Annotated in this window: 18 protein-coding genes; 12 read left to right on the top strand and 6 right to left on the bottom strand. The window is 64.0% G+C overall.

What is annotated here, in order from left to right:
• Positions 1-14: 14 nt before the first annotated feature.
• Complete coding sequence (locus tag ACEN8I_RS01635) at positions 15-611, bottom strand: YqiA/YcfP family alpha/beta fold hydrolase (protein ID WP_413325588.1); 597 nt, start codon at positions 609-611, stop codon at positions 15-17.
• A 69-nt stretch (positions 612-680) separates the two neighbouring features.
• Between ACEN8I_RS01635 and rodA the strand changes: the two genes are divergently transcribed.
• From rodA to ACEN8I_RS01610, 5 genes are all read left to right on the top strand, one after another.
• Positions 681-1,835: a rod shape-determining protein RodA gene (gene rodA / locus ACEN8I_RS01630; RefSeq protein ID WP_413325586.1), complete on the top strand. Its 1,155-nt coding sequence runs from the start codon at positions 681-683 to the stop codon at positions 1,833-1,835.
• 10 nt (positions 1,836-1,845) lie between these two features.
• Positions 1,846-2,751 (top strand): NAD(P)-dependent oxidoreductase, encoded by a 906-nt coding sequence (locus ACEN8I_RS01625; RefSeq protein ID WP_413325583.1) that lies wholly within the window; start codon positions 1,846-1,848, stop codon positions 2,749-2,751.
• An 83-nt stretch (positions 2,752-2,834) separates the two neighbouring features.
• Positions 2,835-4,358 carry a metalloprotease TldD gene (gene tldD / locus ACEN8I_RS01620; RefSeq protein WP_413325581.1) on the top strand — a complete coding sequence of 508 codons (1,524 nt, stop codon included), beginning with the start codon at positions 2,835-2,837 and terminating at the stop codon, positions 4,356-4,358.
• Between the two features lie 257 nt (positions 4,359-4,615).
• Positions 4,616-5,740 (top strand): 3-deoxy-7-phosphoheptulonate synthase, encoded by a 1,125-nt coding sequence (locus tag ACEN8I_RS01615; RefSeq protein WP_413325579.1) that lies wholly within the window; start codon positions 4,616-4,618, stop codon positions 5,738-5,740.
• Positions 5,741-5,837: 97 nt separating this feature from the next.
• Positions 5,838-6,149 carry a hypothetical protein gene (locus ACEN8I_RS01610; protein ID WP_413325577.1) on the top strand — a complete coding sequence of 104 codons (312 nt, stop codon included), beginning with the start codon at positions 5,838-5,840 and terminating at the stop codon, positions 6,147-6,149.
• 30 nt (positions 6,150-6,179) lie between these two features.
• Here the strand turns inward: ACEN8I_RS01610 and mpl are convergent, their stop codons facing one another.
• Positions 6,180-7,607: a UDP-N-acetylmuramate:L-alanyl-gamma-D-glutamyl-meso-diaminopimelate ligase gene (gene mpl, locus ACEN8I_RS01605; protein ID WP_413325575.1), complete on the bottom strand. Its 1,428-nt coding sequence runs from the start codon at positions 7,605-7,607 to the stop codon at positions 6,180-6,182.
• Positions 7,608-7,759: 152 nt separating this feature from the next.
• Between mpl and ACEN8I_RS01600 the strand changes: the two genes are divergently transcribed.
• From ACEN8I_RS01600 to ACEN8I_RS01570, 7 genes are all read left to right on the top strand, one after another.
• A complete protein-coding gene (locus tag ACEN8I_RS01600) occupies positions 7,760-8,371 on the top strand; it encodes a hypothetical protein (protein ID WP_413325573.1) in 612 nt (203 codons plus the stop codon).
• Complete coding sequence (locus ACEN8I_RS01595) at positions 8,368-8,925, top strand: TlpA disulfide reductase family protein (protein ID WP_413325571.1); 558 nt, start codon at positions 8,368-8,370, stop codon at positions 8,923-8,925. Before ACEN8I_RS01600 ends, ACEN8I_RS01595 begins: the two co-directional genes overlap by 4 nt.
• A gap of 335 nt (positions 8,926-9,260) precedes the next feature.
• A complete protein-coding gene (accB, locus tag ACEN8I_RS01590) occupies positions 9,261-9,716 on the top strand; it encodes an acetyl-CoA carboxylase biotin carboxyl carrier protein (protein WP_413325569.1) in 456 nt (151 codons plus the stop codon).
• A 42-nt stretch (positions 9,717-9,758) separates the two neighbouring features.
• The gene (gene accC, locus ACEN8I_RS01585) at positions 9,759-11,108 is read left to right on the top strand and encodes an acetyl-CoA carboxylase biotin carboxylase subunit (RefSeq protein WP_074576243.1); all 1,350 of its coding nucleotides are present in this window, start codon (positions 9,759-9,761) and stop codon (positions 11,106-11,108) included.
• A gap of 141 nt (positions 11,109-11,249) precedes the next feature.
• Entirely contained in the window at positions 11,250-12,134 is an 885-nt protein-coding gene (gene prmA, locus ACEN8I_RS01580; protein WP_413325566.1) for a 50S ribosomal protein L11 methyltransferase, read from the top strand.
• A 52-nt stretch (positions 12,135-12,186) separates the two neighbouring features.
• Positions 12,187-13,323, top strand: coding sequence for a DUF3426 domain-containing protein (locus ACEN8I_RS01575; protein ID WP_413325564.1), 1,137 nt, complete (start codon positions 12,187-12,189; stop codon positions 13,321-13,323).
• Positions 13,324-13,341: 18 nt separating this feature from the next.
• The gene (locus ACEN8I_RS01570; RefSeq protein WP_413325562.1) at positions 13,342-14,244 is read left to right on the top strand and encodes a carbohydrate kinase family protein; all 903 of its coding nucleotides are present in this window, start codon (positions 13,342-13,344) and stop codon (positions 14,242-14,244) included.
• A 10-nt stretch (positions 14,245-14,254) separates the two neighbouring features.
• Here ACEN8I_RS01570 and ACEN8I_RS01565 read toward each other — a convergent pair whose 3' ends face one another.
• The 4 genes from ACEN8I_RS01565 to ACEN8I_RS01550 form a co-directional block, all read right to left on the bottom strand.
• Positions 14,255-14,602, bottom strand: coding sequence for a DUF167 domain-containing protein (locus ACEN8I_RS01565; RefSeq protein WP_413325560.1), 348 nt, complete (start codon positions 14,600-14,602; stop codon positions 14,255-14,257).
• 94 nt (positions 14,603-14,696) lie between these two features.
• Complete coding sequence (locus tag ACEN8I_RS01560; RefSeq protein ID WP_036837576.1) at positions 14,697-15,170, bottom strand: histone H1-like DNA-binding protein; 474 nt, start codon at positions 15,168-15,170, stop codon at positions 14,697-14,699.
• Positions 15,171-15,184: 14 nt separating this feature from the next.
• The gene (locus tag ACEN8I_RS01555; RefSeq protein ID WP_007864871.1) at positions 15,185-15,337 is read right to left on the bottom strand and encodes a hypothetical protein; all 153 of its coding nucleotides are present in this window, start codon (positions 15,335-15,337) and stop codon (positions 15,185-15,187) included.
• A gap of 29 nt (positions 15,338-15,366) precedes the next feature.
• Positions 15,367-16,593 carry a ribonucleotide-diphosphate reductase subunit beta gene (locus tag ACEN8I_RS01550; RefSeq protein WP_007864874.1) on the bottom strand — a complete coding sequence of 409 codons (1,227 nt, stop codon included), beginning with the start codon at positions 16,591-16,593 and terminating at the stop codon, positions 15,367-15,369.
• Between the last annotated feature and the right edge of the window lie 117 nt (positions 16,594-16,710).

The following is a 16,710-nucleotide window of genomic DNA, read 5'->3' as shown; positions in this document are numbered from 1 at the left end:
GTTCGGGGCGACTTTCAGGCCAGCGCCAGGAAATCCAGGATCTCGGGCACATGCGTGTCGAAGTCGCTCAGCGCGTGGTCGCCGCCTTCGAGGATGCGCAGCCGACTGCCCGCATAGCGGGCCGCCATTTCGCGCCAATCCAGCACCTCGTCGCCCTTGGCGATGATGGCCAGGTAATCTTCAGGCGTTTTGAGCGGCCCGGCATGCTGGGCTTTCAGCTCATCGACAAAGCGCGGTTCAAAGAAAAAATGCTGGTCCGGGTCATGCCAGGCGGTTTGCTCGCCGATATAGCGGGCCAGGTCGCGGGCCGGCTCCACGGCCGGATTGAGCAGCACGGCCTTGCAGCCCATGCGTTCGGCCACGGCGGTGGCGTAAAAACCACCCAGCGATGAGCCGACCACGGCCAGGCTTTGGTAACCGGCTTGCCGTGGCCAGCCGGCGATTTCATCCATGACCCCGCGCAGCGCAGCCTCGGGCGAAGGCGGCAGCTGCGGGCACCACCAGTGCACGGCGGGATGGCGCTGCCGCACGATGGCCGCCATTTTTTGGGCCTTCATGGAGTGCGGCGAAGAGCGAAAGCCGTGCAGGTAGAGCAGGTGGGTGGTGCGCATGCTGCCATGGTAGACGGGAGACCACGGTCTTTGGCCTCCGGCCGCGGGCCGTGGCGGATAATCCCCGGCATGGCTGCCGTTTTCGACAAACCCTCTCTTTACCAGCGAACTTTGCCCCTGCTGCAGGGCTTTGACGGCCTGCTGGCATTTGCCGTCTTCCTGCTGGCCTGCGCGGGCCTGCTGATCATGTATTCCTCGGGTTATGACCACGGCACCCGTTTTGTCGACCACGGCCGCAATATGCTGATCGCCGGGGCCATCATGTTCGTGGTGGCGCAGGTGCCGCCGCAGCGCCTGATGGCCTTTGCCGTGCCGCTCTACGTTGTGGGCGTGACCCTGCTGGTGGCCGTCGCGGTGTTCGGCGTGACAAAAAAGGGCGCAAAACGCTGGCTCAATGTGGGAGTGGTGATACAGCCCAGCGAAATCCTCAAGATCGCCATGCCGCTGATGCTGGCCTGGTGGTTTCAGAAGCGCGAGGGCCAGCTGCGGCCCCTCGATTTTGTGGCCGCCGTGCTGCTGCTGGCCATGCCGGTGGGCCTGATCATGAAGCAACCCGACCTGGGCACCTCGCTGCTGGTGCTGGCGGCCGGCCTGGCGGTGATTTTTTTCGCGGGCCTGAGCTGGAAGCTGATCCTGCCGCCGGTGCTGCTGGGCCTGGTCGGCGTGTTCCTGGTGGTCTGGTTTGAGCCGCAGATCTGCGCCGACGGCGTGCGCTGGCCCATATTGCACGACTACCAGCAGCAGCGCATCTGCACTTTGCTGGACCCATCGCGCGACCCGCTGGGCAAGGGCTTTCACATCATCCAGGGCATGATCGCCATCGGCTCGGGCGGCATCACCGGCAAGGGCTTCATGGCCGGCACGCAGACCCACCTGGAGTTCATTCCCGAGCGCACCACCGACTTCATCTTTGCCGCCTATTCCGAGGAGTTCGGCCTGCTGGGCAATTTGCTGTTGATCGCCGGTTTCATCTTCCTGATCCTGCGCGGGCTGGCCATCGCGATGGAGGCCTCGACCCTGTTCGCGCGCCTGCTGGCGGGGGCGCTGACCATGATTTTTTTCACCTACGCCTTCGTCAACATGGGCATGGTCAGCGGCATCCTGCCGGTGGTGGGCGTGCCCTTGCCCTTTATCAGCTACGGCGGCACCGCCATGGTCACCTTGGGCCTGGCCATAGGCATGCTGATGTCCATCGCCAAGGCCAAGCGCCTGGTGCAGACCTGAGGCCGCCTGCGTGAACGCCCGCAGGGTGACCGTGATCGGGGTGGGCAATATGGGCGGCGGCTTGGCGGCCAACCTGCTGGCCAGGGGCTGGGAGGTCCAGGTTTGCGACATCGATGCGGTCAAGACCGCGGCCATGGTGCAAGGGGGCGCGACGGCCATTGCCGGTCCCGCAGATGCCTCGGCGAACTCCCAGGCTTTTATTGTCTGCGTGGTCGATGCGGCGCAAACCGAAGAGGTGCTGTTTGGCGGGAACGGCCTGGACCGCATGCTGCTGCCCGGCCATGCCGTGATGCTGTGCCCGACCATCGCGCCGCAGGATGTCGAATCCTTCGCTGCCCGGCTGGCCGAACGCGGCGTGCATACGCTGGACGCGCCCATGTCGGGCGGCCCGGCGCGGGCGCGCGACGGTTCCATGAGCCTGATGCTGGCCTGCTCGCAAGCGGTGTATGACCAGCAGGCTGGCTTGCTGCGGGATTTGTCCGCCAAGGTGTTCCGCATCAGCGAAAAGCCCGGTGACGGCGCCCGCACCAAGCTGGTCAACAACCTGCTGGCGGGGATCAACCTGGTGGGCGCGGCCGAGGCGCTGGCGCTGGCCGGGCGCCTGGGACTGGACCTGGCGAAAACCCTGGACGTGATCGAGCAGTCCAGCGGGCAGAGCTGGATAGGCTCGGACCGCATGCGCCGCGCGATTGCCGGCGACTACGCGCCGCGCGCGCATGTGACGCTGCTTGAAAAAGACACGCGGCTGGCCGTGGCGGCAGCCCGCGCTGCCGGCTTCGAGGGCCCGCTGGGTGAGCACGCCAGCCGGGTCTTTGCCGAGGCCCACCAGGCCGGGCTGGCGGCCGAGGACGATGCCGCGCTGTTCAAGCACCTGGGCAAGCACCTGGGCAAGCACCTGGACAGTGAGGGCGGCTGAGCGGGTTTTTGTCCCGCTTTCCCCTGCCTGCGGGCAAAACCCTGCCGCCCCCGGCCCACAGGCAGACTGCCTACAATGGCCGCATGACCTCACTTCGCTCCACCACCGCCTCCGCCCCCAACAAGTCCACGGTCTCCTCGGCCGCCCGGCCTACGGTGGAGTCGACCACGGGGCGGCTGGAGATCGCGCAGAAACTGCTGCTGGCGCCCTTCGGCCTCACGCAGGCGCACCTGGGTCGCGCCCTTGGTGAGATCACCTCCCATGGCGCGGACGACGCCGACCTGTATTTCCAGTACACCCGCAGCGAAGGCTGGAGCCTGGAAGAGGGCATCGTGAAAACCGGCTCCTTCAGCATCGATCAGGGCGTGGGCGTGCGCGCCGTCAGCGGCGAAAAAACCGCGTTCGCCTATTCCGACGACATTTCCGAAGCTTCGCTGCTCGACGCGGCGCGTACCGTGCGCAGCATTGCCGCCGGCGGCAAAAGCGCCCGCGTGAAGACGCCGGCCGGTCGCATCGCCGGCAGCCGCTCGCTTTACCAGGGGTTGGACCCCATCGCCACGCTGGACAGCACGGCCAAGGTCCAGTTGCTGGAAAAAGTGGAAAAACTCGCCAAGGCCAAGGACCCGCGCATCGTGCAGGTCATGGCCGGCCTGGCCAGCGAATACGACGTGGTGATGGTGGCGCGCGCCGACGGCACGCTGGCCGCCGACGTGCGCCCGCTGGTGCGCCTGAGCGTGACGGTGATCGCCGAGCAAAAAGGCCGGCGCGAAGTCGGCTCGGGCGGCGGCGGCGGCCGTTTCGGCCTGGCCTATTTTGACGACGCGCAGATCGCCGAGTACGTGAATGACGCGGTAAAAGCCGCCCTGACCAACCTCGATGCGCGCCCCGCGCCGGCCGGCGAGATGACGGTGGTGCTGGGTTCGGGCTGGCCCGGCATTCTGTTGCACGAAGCCATAGGCCACGGCCTGGAGGGCGACTTCAACCGCAAGGGTTCCAGTGCGTTTTCCGGGCGCATAGGCCAGCGCGTGGCGGCCAAAGGCGTCACGGTGCTGGACGACGGCACGATTGCCGACCGCCGCGGCTCGCTCAATGTCGACGACGAGGGCAACGCCAGCCAGCGCAATGTGCTGATCGAGGACGGCATTCTGAAGGGCTATATCCAGGATTCGCTGAATGCCCGCCTGATGAAGGTCAAACCCACCGGCAACGGCCGGCGCGAGAGCTACGCCCACGTGCCCATGCCGCGCATGACCAACACCTATATGCTGGGCGGCGACAAGCAGCCCGAGGAAATCGTGGCGAGCATCAAGAAGGGCCTGTACGCCACCAACTTCGGCGGCGGCCAGGTCGACATCACCTCGGGCAAGTTTGTGTTCTCGGCCAGCGAGGCCTTCTGGGTCGAAAACGGCAAGATTTTGTACCCCGTCAAGGGCGCGACGATTGTCGGCAACGGCCCCGACGCGCTGACCCGCGTCACCATGATGGGCAACGACATGGCTCTCGACAGCGGCGTCGGCACCTGCGGCAAAGAAGGCCAGAGCGTTCCGGTCGGCGTCGGCCAGCCGACCCTGCGCATCGACGGCCTGACGGTGGGCGGAACGGCCTGAGCGGGCCATTTTCGGGGCTTTCGCGGACCTGTGCTACATTCCAGCTTATGAATTTCGGCAAGTTTTATTTTGCTTACTTTTGGTTCTCCAGCGCTTTCGGCGGTAGAGAGATCAAGGCGTGACCCGATAAAACGCACCGAATCTCCAAAAACCGCCGGCTCCCGGCGGTTTTTTTTTGCCCCTTTGTTTGCTGAATGCTTGTACCGAAACCTGAATCACCCGACTGACACCTGACACCCTAGAAAAGGAAGATTGCGATGAATGCCAAAGCCACCTCCGCCAGCGACAACTGGTATGCGACCGTCGAAAAGACCAGCCAGACCGACGACGAACGCATCAAGGACATCACCGTGCTACCCCCTCCCGAGCATCTCATCCGCTTCTTCCCCATCCGCGGCACCGCCGTCGAGACACTGATCAGCAAGACCCGCAAGGGCATCCACAACATCATCCAGGGCAAGGATGACCGCCTGCTGGTGGTCATCGGCCCCTGTTCCATCCACGATCCCGCGGCGGCGCTGGAGTACGCCCGCAAGCTACTCGAGCAGCGCAAGAAGTACGAAGGCACGCTGGAAATCGTGATGCGCGTCTACTTCGAAAAGCCGCGCACCACCGTGGGCTGGAAAGGCCTGATCAACGACCCTTACCTCGATGAAACCTTCCGCATCGACGAAGGCCTGCGCATCGCTCGCCAGCTGCTGATCGACATCAACCGCCTGGGTCTGCCGGCCGGCAGTGAATTCCTGGACGTGATCTCGCCCCAGTACATCGGCGACCTGATCTCCTGGGGCGCCATCGGCGCGCGCACTACCGAAAGCCAGGTGCACCGCGAACTGGCCTCTGGCTTGTCGGCTCCCATAGGCTTCAAGAACGGCACCGACGGCAACATCCGCATCGCCACCGATGCTATCCAGGCGGCGGCGCGCGGCCACCATTTCCTGTCGGTCCACAAAAACGGCCAGGTCGCCATCGTGCAGACCAACGGCAACAAGGACTGCCATGTGATCCTGCGCGGCGGCAAGACGCCCAATTACGACGCGGCCAGCGTCGCGGCGGCCTGCAAGGAGCTGGAAGCCTCCAAACTGCCGGCTACGCTGATGGTGGACTGCAGCCACGCCAACAGCTCCAAGCAGCACGAAAAGCAGGTCGAGGTGGCGCGCGACATCGCGGGCCAGGTGGCCGGCGGTTCTCGCCATGTGTTCGGCCTGATGGTGGAAAGCCACCTCAACGCCGGGGCGCAGAAATTCACTCCCGGCAAGGACGATGCGAAAACGCTGGACTATGGCAAGAGCATCACCGACGCCTGCCTGGGCTGGAACGATTCGATGGACGTGCTGGAAATCCTGTCGGCCGCCGTGCTCAAGCGCCGCGCCAGTAAATAGGCTAGGCGAATAAGCGCTATCGGCCGCTTGCGGGTTTGTGCGAATAGCCGCGCTACCCGCAAGTCGCCGACCATGGGCGCCTGACCAGGAGCACATCATGCGCAGCGAAGTCACCGTGAGCTTCAAGGACGGCCCACCCGTGCGGCTGGACCTCAACGAAGTGCAGCCCATGCCGCACGACGTGGCGCGTTGGTGGCTGGACGACCAGTTCACGCAAATGGGCTGCGAGCCGCTGCGGCCCACAGGCAAGCTGCTGACCGCCGACAAGGTCGTGGTGGTGGCCCAGGCCGCCGGGCCGGCGAAATTCGCGGAGGCCAAATGGGCGCAGGAGTTTGCCCGGGCGGCCAGCGCGGCGCTGGCCAAGCCGGTGATTCACATCGACGTGGCGACGCTGAGCATCACCTATTAATTAGCAGAGCCCCAGGCGTTCTGAGCAAAGTCAGGCCTTGAGGGCCTCCAGCAATTTGGCGTGAATCCCGCCAAAGCCTCCATTGCTCATGCACAGCAGGTGGTCGCCAGGCCGGGCCGCCGCCTTGACCTGGTCCAGCAGCTGGTCAATGGTGCCGGCAACCTGGGCGCGTTCGCCCATGGGGGCCAGCGCGGCGCGCGCGTCCCAGTCCAGCCCGCCCGCATGGCAGAAGGCCAGGTCGGCCTGCTCCAGGCTCCAGGGCAACTGGGCCGTCATGGCGCCCAGTTTCATGGTGTTGCTGCGCGGCTCGAAGATGGCAAGTATGCGTTCGCCGCCCCGGCCGGCGCTTTGCAGCTGGCGGCGCAGGCCGTCCACCGTGGTGTGAATGGCCGTGGGGTGGTGGGCGAAATCGTCATACACCGTGATGTCGCCGCCCTTGCGCGGGATCACGCCGCGCACTTCCATGCGTCGCTTGACGTTCTGGAATTCCGCCAGCGCCCGCGCCGCGGCCTCGGGCGCCACGCCCACGTGCTCGGCCGCCGCGATGGCGGCCAGGGCATTGAGCTGGTTGTGCACGCCGCTGATACCCCACTTCACATGCGCCACGGCCTCGCCGGCCTTGAGTACGTGAAAGTCATGCGGCTCGCCATGGGCCATGAAGCCGGCTTTGTTCAGCAGGCCGTTGCCAAAGAGTAGCTGCTCACTCCAGCAGCCCTGGGCCAGCACGCGCTGCAGGCTGGCCTCGGCCGCGTTGACGACCACCCGGCCCTGCGAGGGCACGGTGCGCACCAGGTGGTGGAACTGCCGTTCTATGGCCGCCAGGTCGTCGAAGATGTCGGCGTGGTCGAATTCGAGGTTGTTCAGCACGGCCGTGCGTGGCCGGTAGTGCACAAACTTGCTGCGCTTGTCGAAAAACGCGGTGTCGTATTCGTCGGCCTCGATCACAAAGGTATTGCCCTCGCCCAGGCGGGCCGAGACGCCGAAATTAAGCGGCACGCCGCCGACCAGGAAACCCGGCTTCAGCCCGGCATGCTCCAGGATCCAGGCCAGCATGGCCGTGGTGGTGGTCTTGCCGTGCGTGCCGGCTACGGCCAGCACGTGGCGCGGGCCGGTCGCATGGTGGGTGGGATGGTGCAGCACATGGCCCGACAGCCACTGCGGGCCGCTGGTATAGGGCTTGCCGCTGTTCAGGATGGCTTCCATGAGCGGGTATTTGGGCGTCCCGTCGGCCAGCCGGGCGCGGGAGATCACGTTGCCGACCACGAACACATCGGGCTCGAAGGCCATCTGATCGGCGCCGTAGCCCTCGATCAGCTCTATGCCCAGTCCGCGCAGCTGGTCGCTCATGGGCGGGTAGACGCCCGTGTCGCAGCCCGTGACCTTGTGCCCCGCCTCCCGCGCCAGGGCGGCCAGGCCACCCATAAAAGTGCCGCAGATTCCCAGAATATGTATGTGCATGGGGCTGTATTCTAGGAGGCCGGGTTTCATGGGCCGGCCCCCAGCCGGGATGGCTGGCCGGGCAGGCGCTGAACTTTAAGGGCCGGCGCAAACCTAACCGGGGCACAATCGCCTTGCTCCCCATTCTTTCTGGCTCCCCGGGCCTGCCGACCTTGATCCCACACACCCTCAAATCTGAAATTGCCGCCACCGCCGCCGCCCTGGTGGTGGAAGAAGGGCTGGAATACGGCCCCGCCAAGCGCCGCGCCGTCAAGCAGCTGGCGTTGCCGGAGCGCACCGAGCTGCCCGGCAACGACGAACTGGAAGACGCGGTGCGCGAATACATCGCAGTGTTCTGCGCCGACACTCAGCCGGCGGAGCTGGCCGCCCTGCGTGAACTGGCCCTGGTCTGGATGGAGCGGCTGGCACAGTTCCGGCCCCATTTGGGCGGCGCCGTCTGGCACGGCACGGCCACGCGGCTGTCCGATATCTATATCCAGCTTTTCTGCGATGACCCCAAATCGGCCGAGATCGCATTGATTGAGCACAATGTCGACTACGAGCCGCGCACCGTGACCGGCTTTACCGGCGACAGCGTGGAAGCGCTCAGCCTGCGAAGTGTGTGCAAACCTTTGAATGAAACGGTGGGCGTGCACCTGATGGTTTACGACCATGACGACCTGCGCGGCGCCTTGAGGCCTGATACCAAGGGCCGCACGCCCCGGGGCGACCTCGCCGCCGTGCAAAAATTGTTGATACCCCAAGCCGGAGCTTCAGACACGTGAATCGCAGAAACATGCTTTATGGCGCGGCCGCCGCAGTGGCCGGGCTGGCCGGCGCCAGCGTCGCCTGGTGGCAATTCCAGCCGCACCAGGAGGCACCCGGCCCGGCTGAAACAGGGGTGGTCGGCGCGGCAGGCAATGCCTCCGACGCCTTCTGGCGCCTGAGTTTTGACACGCCGGACGGCAAGAACCTTTCCATGAGCAGCTTTCGCGGCAAGCTCCTGCTGGTCAATTTCTGGGCCACCTGGTGCCCGCCCTGCGTCGAGGAATTGCCTTTATTAGATTATTTCTACCAGGAAAATCGCGATAAAAACCTGCAAATAGTAGGTTTGGCCGTTGACCAGCCCAGTGCGGTACAGACCTGGCTGCAAACCAAACCCCTGCATTTCCCGGTGGGCATGGCCGGCCTGGGCGGGACCGAGCTCAGCAAATCGCTGGGCAATCTCGCCGGCAGCCTGCCCTTTACGGTGGTGTTCAGTGCCTCGGGAGAGCTGCTGCACCGCAAGATCGGCAAGGTCCTGCCTGAGGACCTCGCACAGTGGGCCAAGCTGGTCTAGAGGGTCAGCACGGGTTTTTGCGCGAAAACCCGGCCAACCTGCGGCAATACGCTTCTAACAGCATTGTCTGAAGGGGATTTAGGGAAATCGAGGCCAACCGCCAGACGGTTTGGAATGGCCTCCGGCTTGATGTACACTCTGCGCTTTCCCGGGGAAAGCCGTCTGGCTCCTCCCCGCAGTAGTTAACTGATAAGCGCTTTAAAGCGTAAAAGCAGAAAGTAAGTGAAAAAAGAAGGAAGATCGGTGGTGGCGCTCCCTGCGCCCTGTTTCCGGTCTTTCAGTCAAAAGCTGCGCCGAGATCCCGCGCCAGCATCTACCGTCGTTGGAGAGAACCCATGGATTTAAGAAAACTCAAAACCCTGATCGACCTCGTTTCGGAGTCCAACGTCTCCGAGCTGGAAATCACCGAAGCCGAGGGCAAGGTACGCATCGTCAAATCCAGCGGCGCTCCCGTCGTGATGCAGCAGCCGGTTGCCATGGTAGCAGCTCCCGCGGCGGCCCCAGCCGCCGGAGCCCCGGCCGCTGCGGCCCCCGAGGCGGCGCCCGCCGCCCCGGCCGGCCATGCCGTCAAGTCGCCCATGGTGGGCACTTTCTACCGCTCGGCCAGCCCCGGCGCCAAACCTTTTGTGGAAATCGGCAGCGTGGTCAAGGAAGGCGAGACCATCTGCATCATCGAGGCCATGAAGATCCTCAACGAGATCGAAGCCGACAAGTCGGGCACGGTTACCAAGATTCTTTCGGAAAACGGCCAGGCTGTCGAATACGGCCAACCCCTCTTCATCATTGAATAAGCGGGGCCCAGCGCCTCCTTTTCAAACCAGGCTTACCGACGCATGTTCAAAAAAATTCTGATCGCCAACCGCGGGGAGATCGCTTTGCGCATCCAGCGCGCCTGCCGCGAACTCGGCGTGAAGGCCGTGATGGTCTATTCCGAGGCCGACCGCGAAGCGAAATACATCAAGCTGGCGGACGAGTCGGTCTGCATAGGCCCTGCGCCCTCCAAGGACAGCTACCTCAACATGCCGGCCATCATCTCGGCGGCCGAGGTGACGGATGCCGAAGCCATACACCCCGGCTATGGCTTCCTGAGCGAAAACGCCGATTTTGCCGAGCGAGTCGAGAAAAGCGGCTTCAAGTTCATAGGCCCTTCGCCCGAATCCATCCGCATCATGGGCGACAAGGTTTCGGCCAAGCAGACCATGATCAAGGCCGGTGTGCCTTGCGTGCCCGGTTCGGAAGGCGCCCTGCCTGACGACCCGGTCCTCATCAAGCGCACCGCCAAGCAGATCGGCTATCCCGTCATCATCAAGGCGGCCGGCGGCGGCGGCGGGCGCGGCATGCGCGTGGTGCACACCGAAGCGGCCCTGCTGCATGCGGTGCAGACCACCAAAGCCGAGGCCGGCGCGGCTTTCGGCAATCCCGAGGTCTACATGGAGAAATTCCTGCAGAACCCTCGGCACATTGAAATCCAGATCCTGGCCGATCAGCACAAGAACGCGGTCTGGCTGGGCGAGCGCGACTGCTCCATGCAGCGCCGTCACCAGAAAGTCATGGAAGAGGCGCCGGCGCCCGGCATTCCTCGCAAGCTGATCGAGCGCATCGGCGAGCGCTGCGTCGCGGCCGTCAAGAAGATAGGCTACCGCGGCGCGGGCACTTTCGAGTTTCTCTACGAAAACGGCGAGTTCTATTTCATCGAAATGAACACCCGCGTGCAGGTGGAGCACCCCGTCACCGAATGGATCACCGGCGTGGACATCGTGCGCACCCAGATCATGGTGGCGGCCGGTGAAAAACTGCCTTTCGCCCAGCGCGACATCGAACTCAAGGGCCATTCCATCGAATGCCGCATCAACGCGGAAGACCCTTACAAGTTCATTCCCTCGCCGGGCCGCATCACGACCTGGCACACGCCGGGCGGGCCGGGCGTGCGGGTGGATTCCCACATTTATGCCAACTACTTCGTGCCGCCCAACTACGACTCCATGATCGGCAAGATCATCGTGCACGGCGACACGCGCGAGCAGGCCCTGGCCCGCATGAGCACGGCGCTGGCCGAGACCGTGGTCGAAGGCATTAACACCAACATCCCGCTGCACCGCGAACTCATGGTGGATGCCAAGTTCATGGATGGCGGCACCAACATCCACTACCTGGAAGAGTGGCTGTCGAAACGAGAACGCTAGCCCCCCACGGTCGCTCACTTCGTGTAGCTCTCTGTCCCCGAGGGGGTCGCTGCGCCTGCGGCCCGGCAAAGCCGGTTCCGCGGCCCCTGCTTGATTAATACCTGTGCGCCTCGGCGTACAGCTCGCGCGAGGCAATAACCGATGTTTGAACTGATCCTGCTGGCCCCTGTCGACGAGGTGGAAACGCTCAGCGAAGCGTTGGACGCGCTCGATGCGCTCAGCGTGTCGGTGGAAGACGCCGACGCGCAGACCCCGGCGGAGCAGGCCCTGTTCGGCGAGCCCGACATGCCGCCGCCCAAGGCGGGTTGGGAGCGCTCCCGCATCGTGTCGCTGTTTGCCACCGAGGCCCTGGCGCGCGATGCGGCCAAGGTGCTGGCGGTGCAGGACTTCTTTGCGGGTTGCCGCGTCGTCGCCATCCAGCCCGTGCCCGAGCAGGACTGGGTGCGCCTGACCCAGTCGCAGTTTTCGCCCGTGGACATCACGCCCGAATTCTGGATCGTGCCGACCTGGCACGAGCCGCCTGCTGAGGCCAAACAGGTGATTCGCCTGGACCCGGGCCTGGCTTTCGGAACGGGCACGCACCCGACCACCCGCATGTGCCTGCGCTGGATCGCAGGTCGCGCCGGGCAAGACCTGGGCCGTGTACTCGACTACGGCTGCGGCTCGGGCATCCTGGCCATTGGCGCGGCGAAGTTCGGGGCGGTCGATATTGACGCCGTCGACATCGATCCGGCTGCCGTCGAGTCGACGCTGGCCAATGCCGAGGCCAACCATGTGGCGCTCAAGGCGGGCTTGCCCGAGAAGGCGTCCGGCCAGTACCGCACCGTGCTGGCCAACATCCTGGCCACGCCGCTCAAGGTGCTGGCGCCCCTGCTGTGTTCCCACGTCGAGAAAGGCGGGCACCTGGTGCTCGCCGGCATCCTGGAGCGCCAGGCCGACGAGCTCAAGCAGGCCTACGCCCCCTATTGCCAGCTCAAGGTGCATGATGCGCAAGAGGGCTGGATCCTGATGACCGCCGGCTTCTAGGCCGTCTCGCGGGGCGTCAACGCGGGTCGCGGCCCCTACAATACAGCGCTAAATGAGCCTGATTACGCGCTGTCCCGCATGCGGCACGATGTTCAAAGTCGTGACCGACCAACTCAAAGTCTCACAAGGCTGGGTGCGATGCGGCCATTGCGCTGAAGTGTTCGATGCGTCGGCCCATCTGCTGCCGCGCGATATGTCCTCGCTCACCGCGCCCGCACCCCTGGCAACGGCCGCGCTGGCCGCCGCCCCCGAGCCCCCACCGGAATTCGACCGTCCCACCGAGCCCCAAAGCCTGCCCGTGGCGGATCCGCCGGTGGAGCCGCCCCGGCAGGAATGGGCGCCAGCCCGCTCGTTTGCCGACAGAATGCCGCTGCGACCGTCCAGCCCCGGCTGGGACGACGCCCAGGACAGCGCCGCCGACTTCGACCCCGTGCGCTGGAAGCAGGCGCAGCAGGAACGCCAGCACGATCCGCTGGAGCTGCCCGCCGAATCGCTGCCTGCCGAGGCGCCCTTGCCGCGTCAGCCGGCCATGGTTCGCCAGACCGTCGAGGACGATTCCAGCTTCGCTTATTCGGACGTGGATTCCGGCATGCCGGGGCGGCCGGTGGAACATGACGTGTCCTTTGTGCGGGATGCGCGGCGCAAGGCCTTCTGGCGAAAACCGCTGACGCGCCTGTCGCTGTCCCTGCTGTCCCTGCTGCTGCTGGCCACGCTGGTGGCCCAGTGGGCTGTCCAGCAGCGGGACATGCTGGCCGCGCTGGAGCCGCGGCTGCTTCCGGCGCTGCAGGCCTTATGCGGCCCGTTGCGCTGTGAAATCCGCCCGCCCCGCCATATCGAGGCGCTGGTGATCGACAGCTCCACCTTCAACCGCATCGCCCCCGACGCTTACCGCCTGAGCTTCACCCTCAAGAACACCGGCGTGGCGGCACTGGAAATGCCCTCGCTGGAGGTGACCCTGACCGACACCCAGGACCAGGCCGTGGTGCGCCGCGTCCTGGCGCCGGCCCAGTTCGGTGCCAAGGCTGTGACGCTGGGGGCCCAGTCCGAACTGGCGGGGTTGGTCATCATGAAAGTCTCGGGTGATGCGGCTGCCGCGTCGTCCCCTTCCTCTTCCTCTTCCTCTTCCTCCACTTTGGCGGCCGGACCCCTGCGGGTGGCGGGCTACCGTGTCCTGGCTTTTTATCCCTGATTGAAACGAGAAAAATCAATGTCTGCTGTTATCTGTGGTTCCCTGGCGTTTGACACCATCATGACTTTCGAGGGGCGCTTTTCCGAGCAGATCCTGCCCGACCAGCTGCACATCCTCAATGTGTCCTTCCTGGTGCCAGCGCTGCGCCGCGAATTCGGCGGCTGCGCCGGCAACATCGCCTACAGCCTGCGGCAGCTGGGCGGCACGGCCCTGCCCATGGCGACGGTCGGCAGCGACGGCGCCGAGTATGTGGAGCGCATGAAGAGGCTGGGCATCAGCACTGAGTTCGTGCGCCAGGTCGGCGACACCTACACCGCGCAGGCCATGATCATGACCGACCGCGACAACAACCAGATCACGGCTTTCCATCCCGGCGCGATGATGCAGGCCCATGTGACCCGCATCACGGCGCGCGGCGACATCAAGCTGGGCATCATTTCGCCCGACGGCCGCGACGCCATGCTGCAGCATGCCGAGCAGTTCAAGGCCGCCGGCATTCCCTTTGTGTTCGACCCGGGCCAGGGCCTGCCCATGTTCGACGGCAAGGAACTCGCGCATTTCGTCGAACTGGCGACCTGGGTGACAGTGAACGACTACGAAGCCAAGATGCTCTGCGACCGCACTGGTTTGTCCTGCGCTGAATTGTCGCGACGCGTGCAGGGCCTGGTGGTGACCTTGGGCGCCGAAGGCTGCGAAGTCTGGATAGACGGCGAAAAAACCCTGGTGCCGCCCGTAAAGGCCGAGGCCGTGGTGGATCCAACCGGCTGCGGCGACGCCTTTCGCGGGGCGCTGCTGTTCGGTCTGGAGCAGGGTTGGCCGCTGGCGCGCTGCGCCGCGTTGGGCAACCGGGTCGGTGCGCTCAAGATCGCGACGCGCGGTGGCCAGAACTACACGCTGTCGGCCGAACAAATCGCGGCTTAAGGGCCGTTGCTCAGGCGGGTGGGTGGTCTTCGCCCAACGCTTTCACCAGCTCATCCCAGGTGGCGCAGCCAGCCGCCGCGGCATTCACGCGCAGCTGCTTGCGCCTGGATGTTTCCCCGCGCGCCAGCGTGACCGCCTGCTGCGGAACACCGAGGCAGCCGGCCAGCCATTTCACGAGTGCCTGGTTGGCTTTGCCATCCACCGGCGGTGCCTGCAGCCGCAGGCGCAGCGCCTGGTGGCCGGCTTCGCCGTGCAGGCCCACAGCCTGGGTTTTGGCGGCATTCGGTACCACGTGCACGTCGACCAGCACGTCACCGTTCTTTTCTATCCGCAGAAAGGCAAGGTCAGGCAGTCGCATGGGCGGGATGATGGCGGGCGTGGAGGAGCGGGGCAGACATGAAAAAAGCCCGACATCTTTCGATATCGGGCTCTAAGCAGAATTACCTTACTGCTTACGGCTTGCTGGCAGTCGGAAACGGCCAGGCAGCTTGCGGGTTCAGAGTAGTCTGAGCCGCAGGGGCAGCCGCTGCAGCGGGTGCTTTCGCAGCTTTGGCAGCAGGTTTTTTCGCGGCTTTCTTCGCAGCGGGCTTTTTCGCTGCTTTCTTGGCGGCAGGCTTCTTCGCAGCAGCTTTCTTGGCCGCTGGTTTCTTCGCTACCTTTTTCGCGGCCTTCTTGGCTGCTGGCTTTTTCGCTGCGGCTTTCTTCGCCGCTGGCTTCTTGGCCGCTACCTTCTTGGCTGCTGGCTTTTTCGCTGGCGATTTTTTCGCAGCTGGCTTCTTGGCCGCTACTTTTTTCGCTGGAGCTTTTTTAGCCGGAGCTTTTTTCGCTGCTACTTTTTTAGCAGGAGCCTTCTTAGCTGCTGCCTTTTTAGCAGGAGCCTTCTTCGGAGCAGCTTTTTTAGCCGCAGTTTTTTTCGCAGTTGCCATAGTTTTCTCCTTGATCACGTTGCAAAGAGCACTTCACGGTTGGAGTACGTAAAGCGATTCACGGCGTTGGGCCCCGGATAAACCGGTCCCAGCGCCGCGAACACAGGAGCAAAGCCCAGCGCGCACTCTGCGGTGCTGTCGTTGGTCGTTGCAATTCTAGAAATCATTGTCGGCTTGTGTTGCGCGTCTTGTTCAATCAATCCCAGGAAAGGGCACCACCGGACTGGTACTCAATCACGCGGGTTTCAAAGAAGTTGCGTTCTTTTTTCAGGTCGATCATTTCGCTCATCCACGGGAATGGATTCTCCTCGTTGGGGAAGAGAGTTTCAAGTCCGATCTGCGTGGCGCGGCGATTGGCGATGTAGCGCAGGTAGCCCTTGAACATGGAGGCGTTCAGGCCGAGCACGCCGCGCGGCATGGTGTCTTCAGCGTAGCGGTATTCCAGTTCGACGGCCTTCATGAACAGGGCCTTGATCTCGGCCTTGAACTCCGCCGTCCAGAGGTGCGGGTTTTCCAGCTTCAGCTGGTTGATCAGGTCGATGCCGAAATTGCAGTGCATGGACTCGTCGCGCAGGATGTACTGGTACTGCTCGGCGGCGCCGGTCATCTTGTTCTGGCGGCCCAGGGCGAGAATCTGCGTGAAGCCGACGTAGAAGAACAAGCCCTCCATCAGGCAGGCGAAGACGATCAGCGACTTGAGCAGGGTCTGGTCGGCTTCGGGCGTGCCGGTCTTGAAGTGCGGGTTGGAGATGACTTCAATGAAAGGGATCAGGAACTGGTCCTTGTCCTTGATGGACTGGACTTCGTTGTAGGCGTTGAAGATCTCGCTTTCGTCCAGCCCCAGCGACTCGGTGATGTACTGGTAGGCATGGGTGTGGATGGCTTCCTCGAAAGCCTGGCGCAACAGGAACTGGCGGCACTCAGGCGCCGTGATGTGGCGGTAGGTGCCCAGCACGATGTTGTTGGCGGCCAGCGAGTCGGCGGTCACGAAGAAACCGAGGTTGCGCTTGACCAGGCGGCGTTCGTCCTCGGTCAGGCCGTTCGGGTCTTTCCAGAGTGCGATGTCGCGCGTCATGTTCACTTCCTGCGGCATCCAGTGGTTGGCGCAGGTGGCGAGGTATTTTTCCCAGGCCCATTTGTATTTGAAGGGCACCAGCTGGTTGACGTCGGTCTGGCCGTTGATGATGCGCTTGTCGGAGGCTTTGACGCGCTGCGCCTTGGCGGGTTCGGCAGAGACAGGAGCCGAAGGGGCCGCAGCTTGCGCAGGTGTGAAGGCGCCGTCGTTGAGCATGCGCACTTGCGCCTGGGGTTGCTCGGCGGCGTTAAAAGAAAGAGGCGGAAGTTCCATCGAGCGGCCTTCGGGCGAGCCGCTGTTCTGAGGTGTTTGCAACGATGGTTTGACTTCTTCGTCCCAGGTCAACATAGAGGTTTCCAATACTGTGGGATTATGAAAGCAGCGATACAAAATGAAAAGTGTTCATTCACATCGCTACAAAATTGTGTTGCTCATATACATCGAATCGTGCGACCGGGTGGCCGC

It is taken from the genome of Polaromonas sp. CT11-55 (assembly GCF_047303325.1).
Lineage (GTDB): Bacteria > Pseudomonadota > Gammaproteobacteria > Burkholderiales > Burkholderiaceae_C > Polaromonas.
The sequence above is the reverse complement of the archived record's forward strand: the minus strand, read 5'-3'. Positions and strand labels throughout refer to the sequence as shown.

Coding starts and splice junctions, on each gene's coding strand:
- mpl (WP_413325575.1), bottom strand. CDS start 7,607: ATGCACATACATATTCTGGGAATCTGCGGCACTTTTATGGGTGGCCTG.
- prmA (WP_413325566.1), top strand. CDS start 11,250: ATGTTTGAACTGATCCTGCTGGCCCCTGTCGACGAGGTGGAAACGCTC.
- tldD (WP_413325581.1), top strand. CDS start 2,835: ATGACCTCACTTCGCTCCACCACCGCCTCCGCCCCCAACAAGTCCACG.
- ACEN8I_RS01570 (WP_413325562.1), top strand. CDS start 13,342: ATGTCTGCTGTTATCTGTGGTTCCCTGGCGTTTGACACCATCATGACT.
- ACEN8I_RS01575 (WP_413325564.1), top strand. CDS start 12,187: ATGAGCCTGATTACGCGCTGTCCCGCATGCGGCACGATGTTCAAAGTC.
- ACEN8I_RS01635 (WP_413325588.1), bottom strand. CDS start 611: ATGCGCACCACCCACCTGCTCTACCTGCACGGCTTTCGCTCTTCGCCG.
- ACEN8I_RS01550 (WP_007864874.1), bottom strand. CDS start 16,593: ATGTTGACCTGGGACGAAGAAGTCAAACCATCGTTGCAAACACCTCAG.
- ACEN8I_RS01565 (WP_413325560.1), bottom strand. CDS start 14,602: ATGCGACTGCCTGACCTTGCCTTTCTGCGGATAGAAAAGAACGGTGAC.
- ACEN8I_RS01615 (WP_413325579.1), top strand. CDS start 4,616: ATGAATGCCAAAGCCACCTCCGCCAGCGACAACTGGTATGCGACCGTC.
- ACEN8I_RS01560 (WP_036837576.1), bottom strand. CDS start 15,170: ATGGCAACTGCGAAAAAAACTGCGGCTAAAAAAGCTGCTCCGAAGAAG.
- ACEN8I_RS01555 (WP_007864871.1), bottom strand. CDS start 15,337: ATGATTTCTAGAATTGCAACGACCAACGACAGCACCGCAGAGTGCGCG.
- accC (WP_074576243.1), top strand. CDS start 9,759: ATGTTCAAAAAAATTCTGATCGCCAACCGCGGGGAGATCGCTTTGCGC.
- rodA (WP_413325586.1), top strand. CDS start 681: ATGGCTGCCGTTTTCGACAAACCCTCTCTTTACCAGCGAACTTTGCCC.
- accB (WP_413325569.1), top strand. CDS start 9,261: ATGGATTTAAGAAAACTCAAAACCCTGATCGACCTCGTTTCGGAGTCC.
- ACEN8I_RS01610 (WP_413325577.1), top strand. CDS start 5,838: ATGCGCAGCGAAGTCACCGTGAGCTTCAAGGACGGCCCACCCGTGCGG.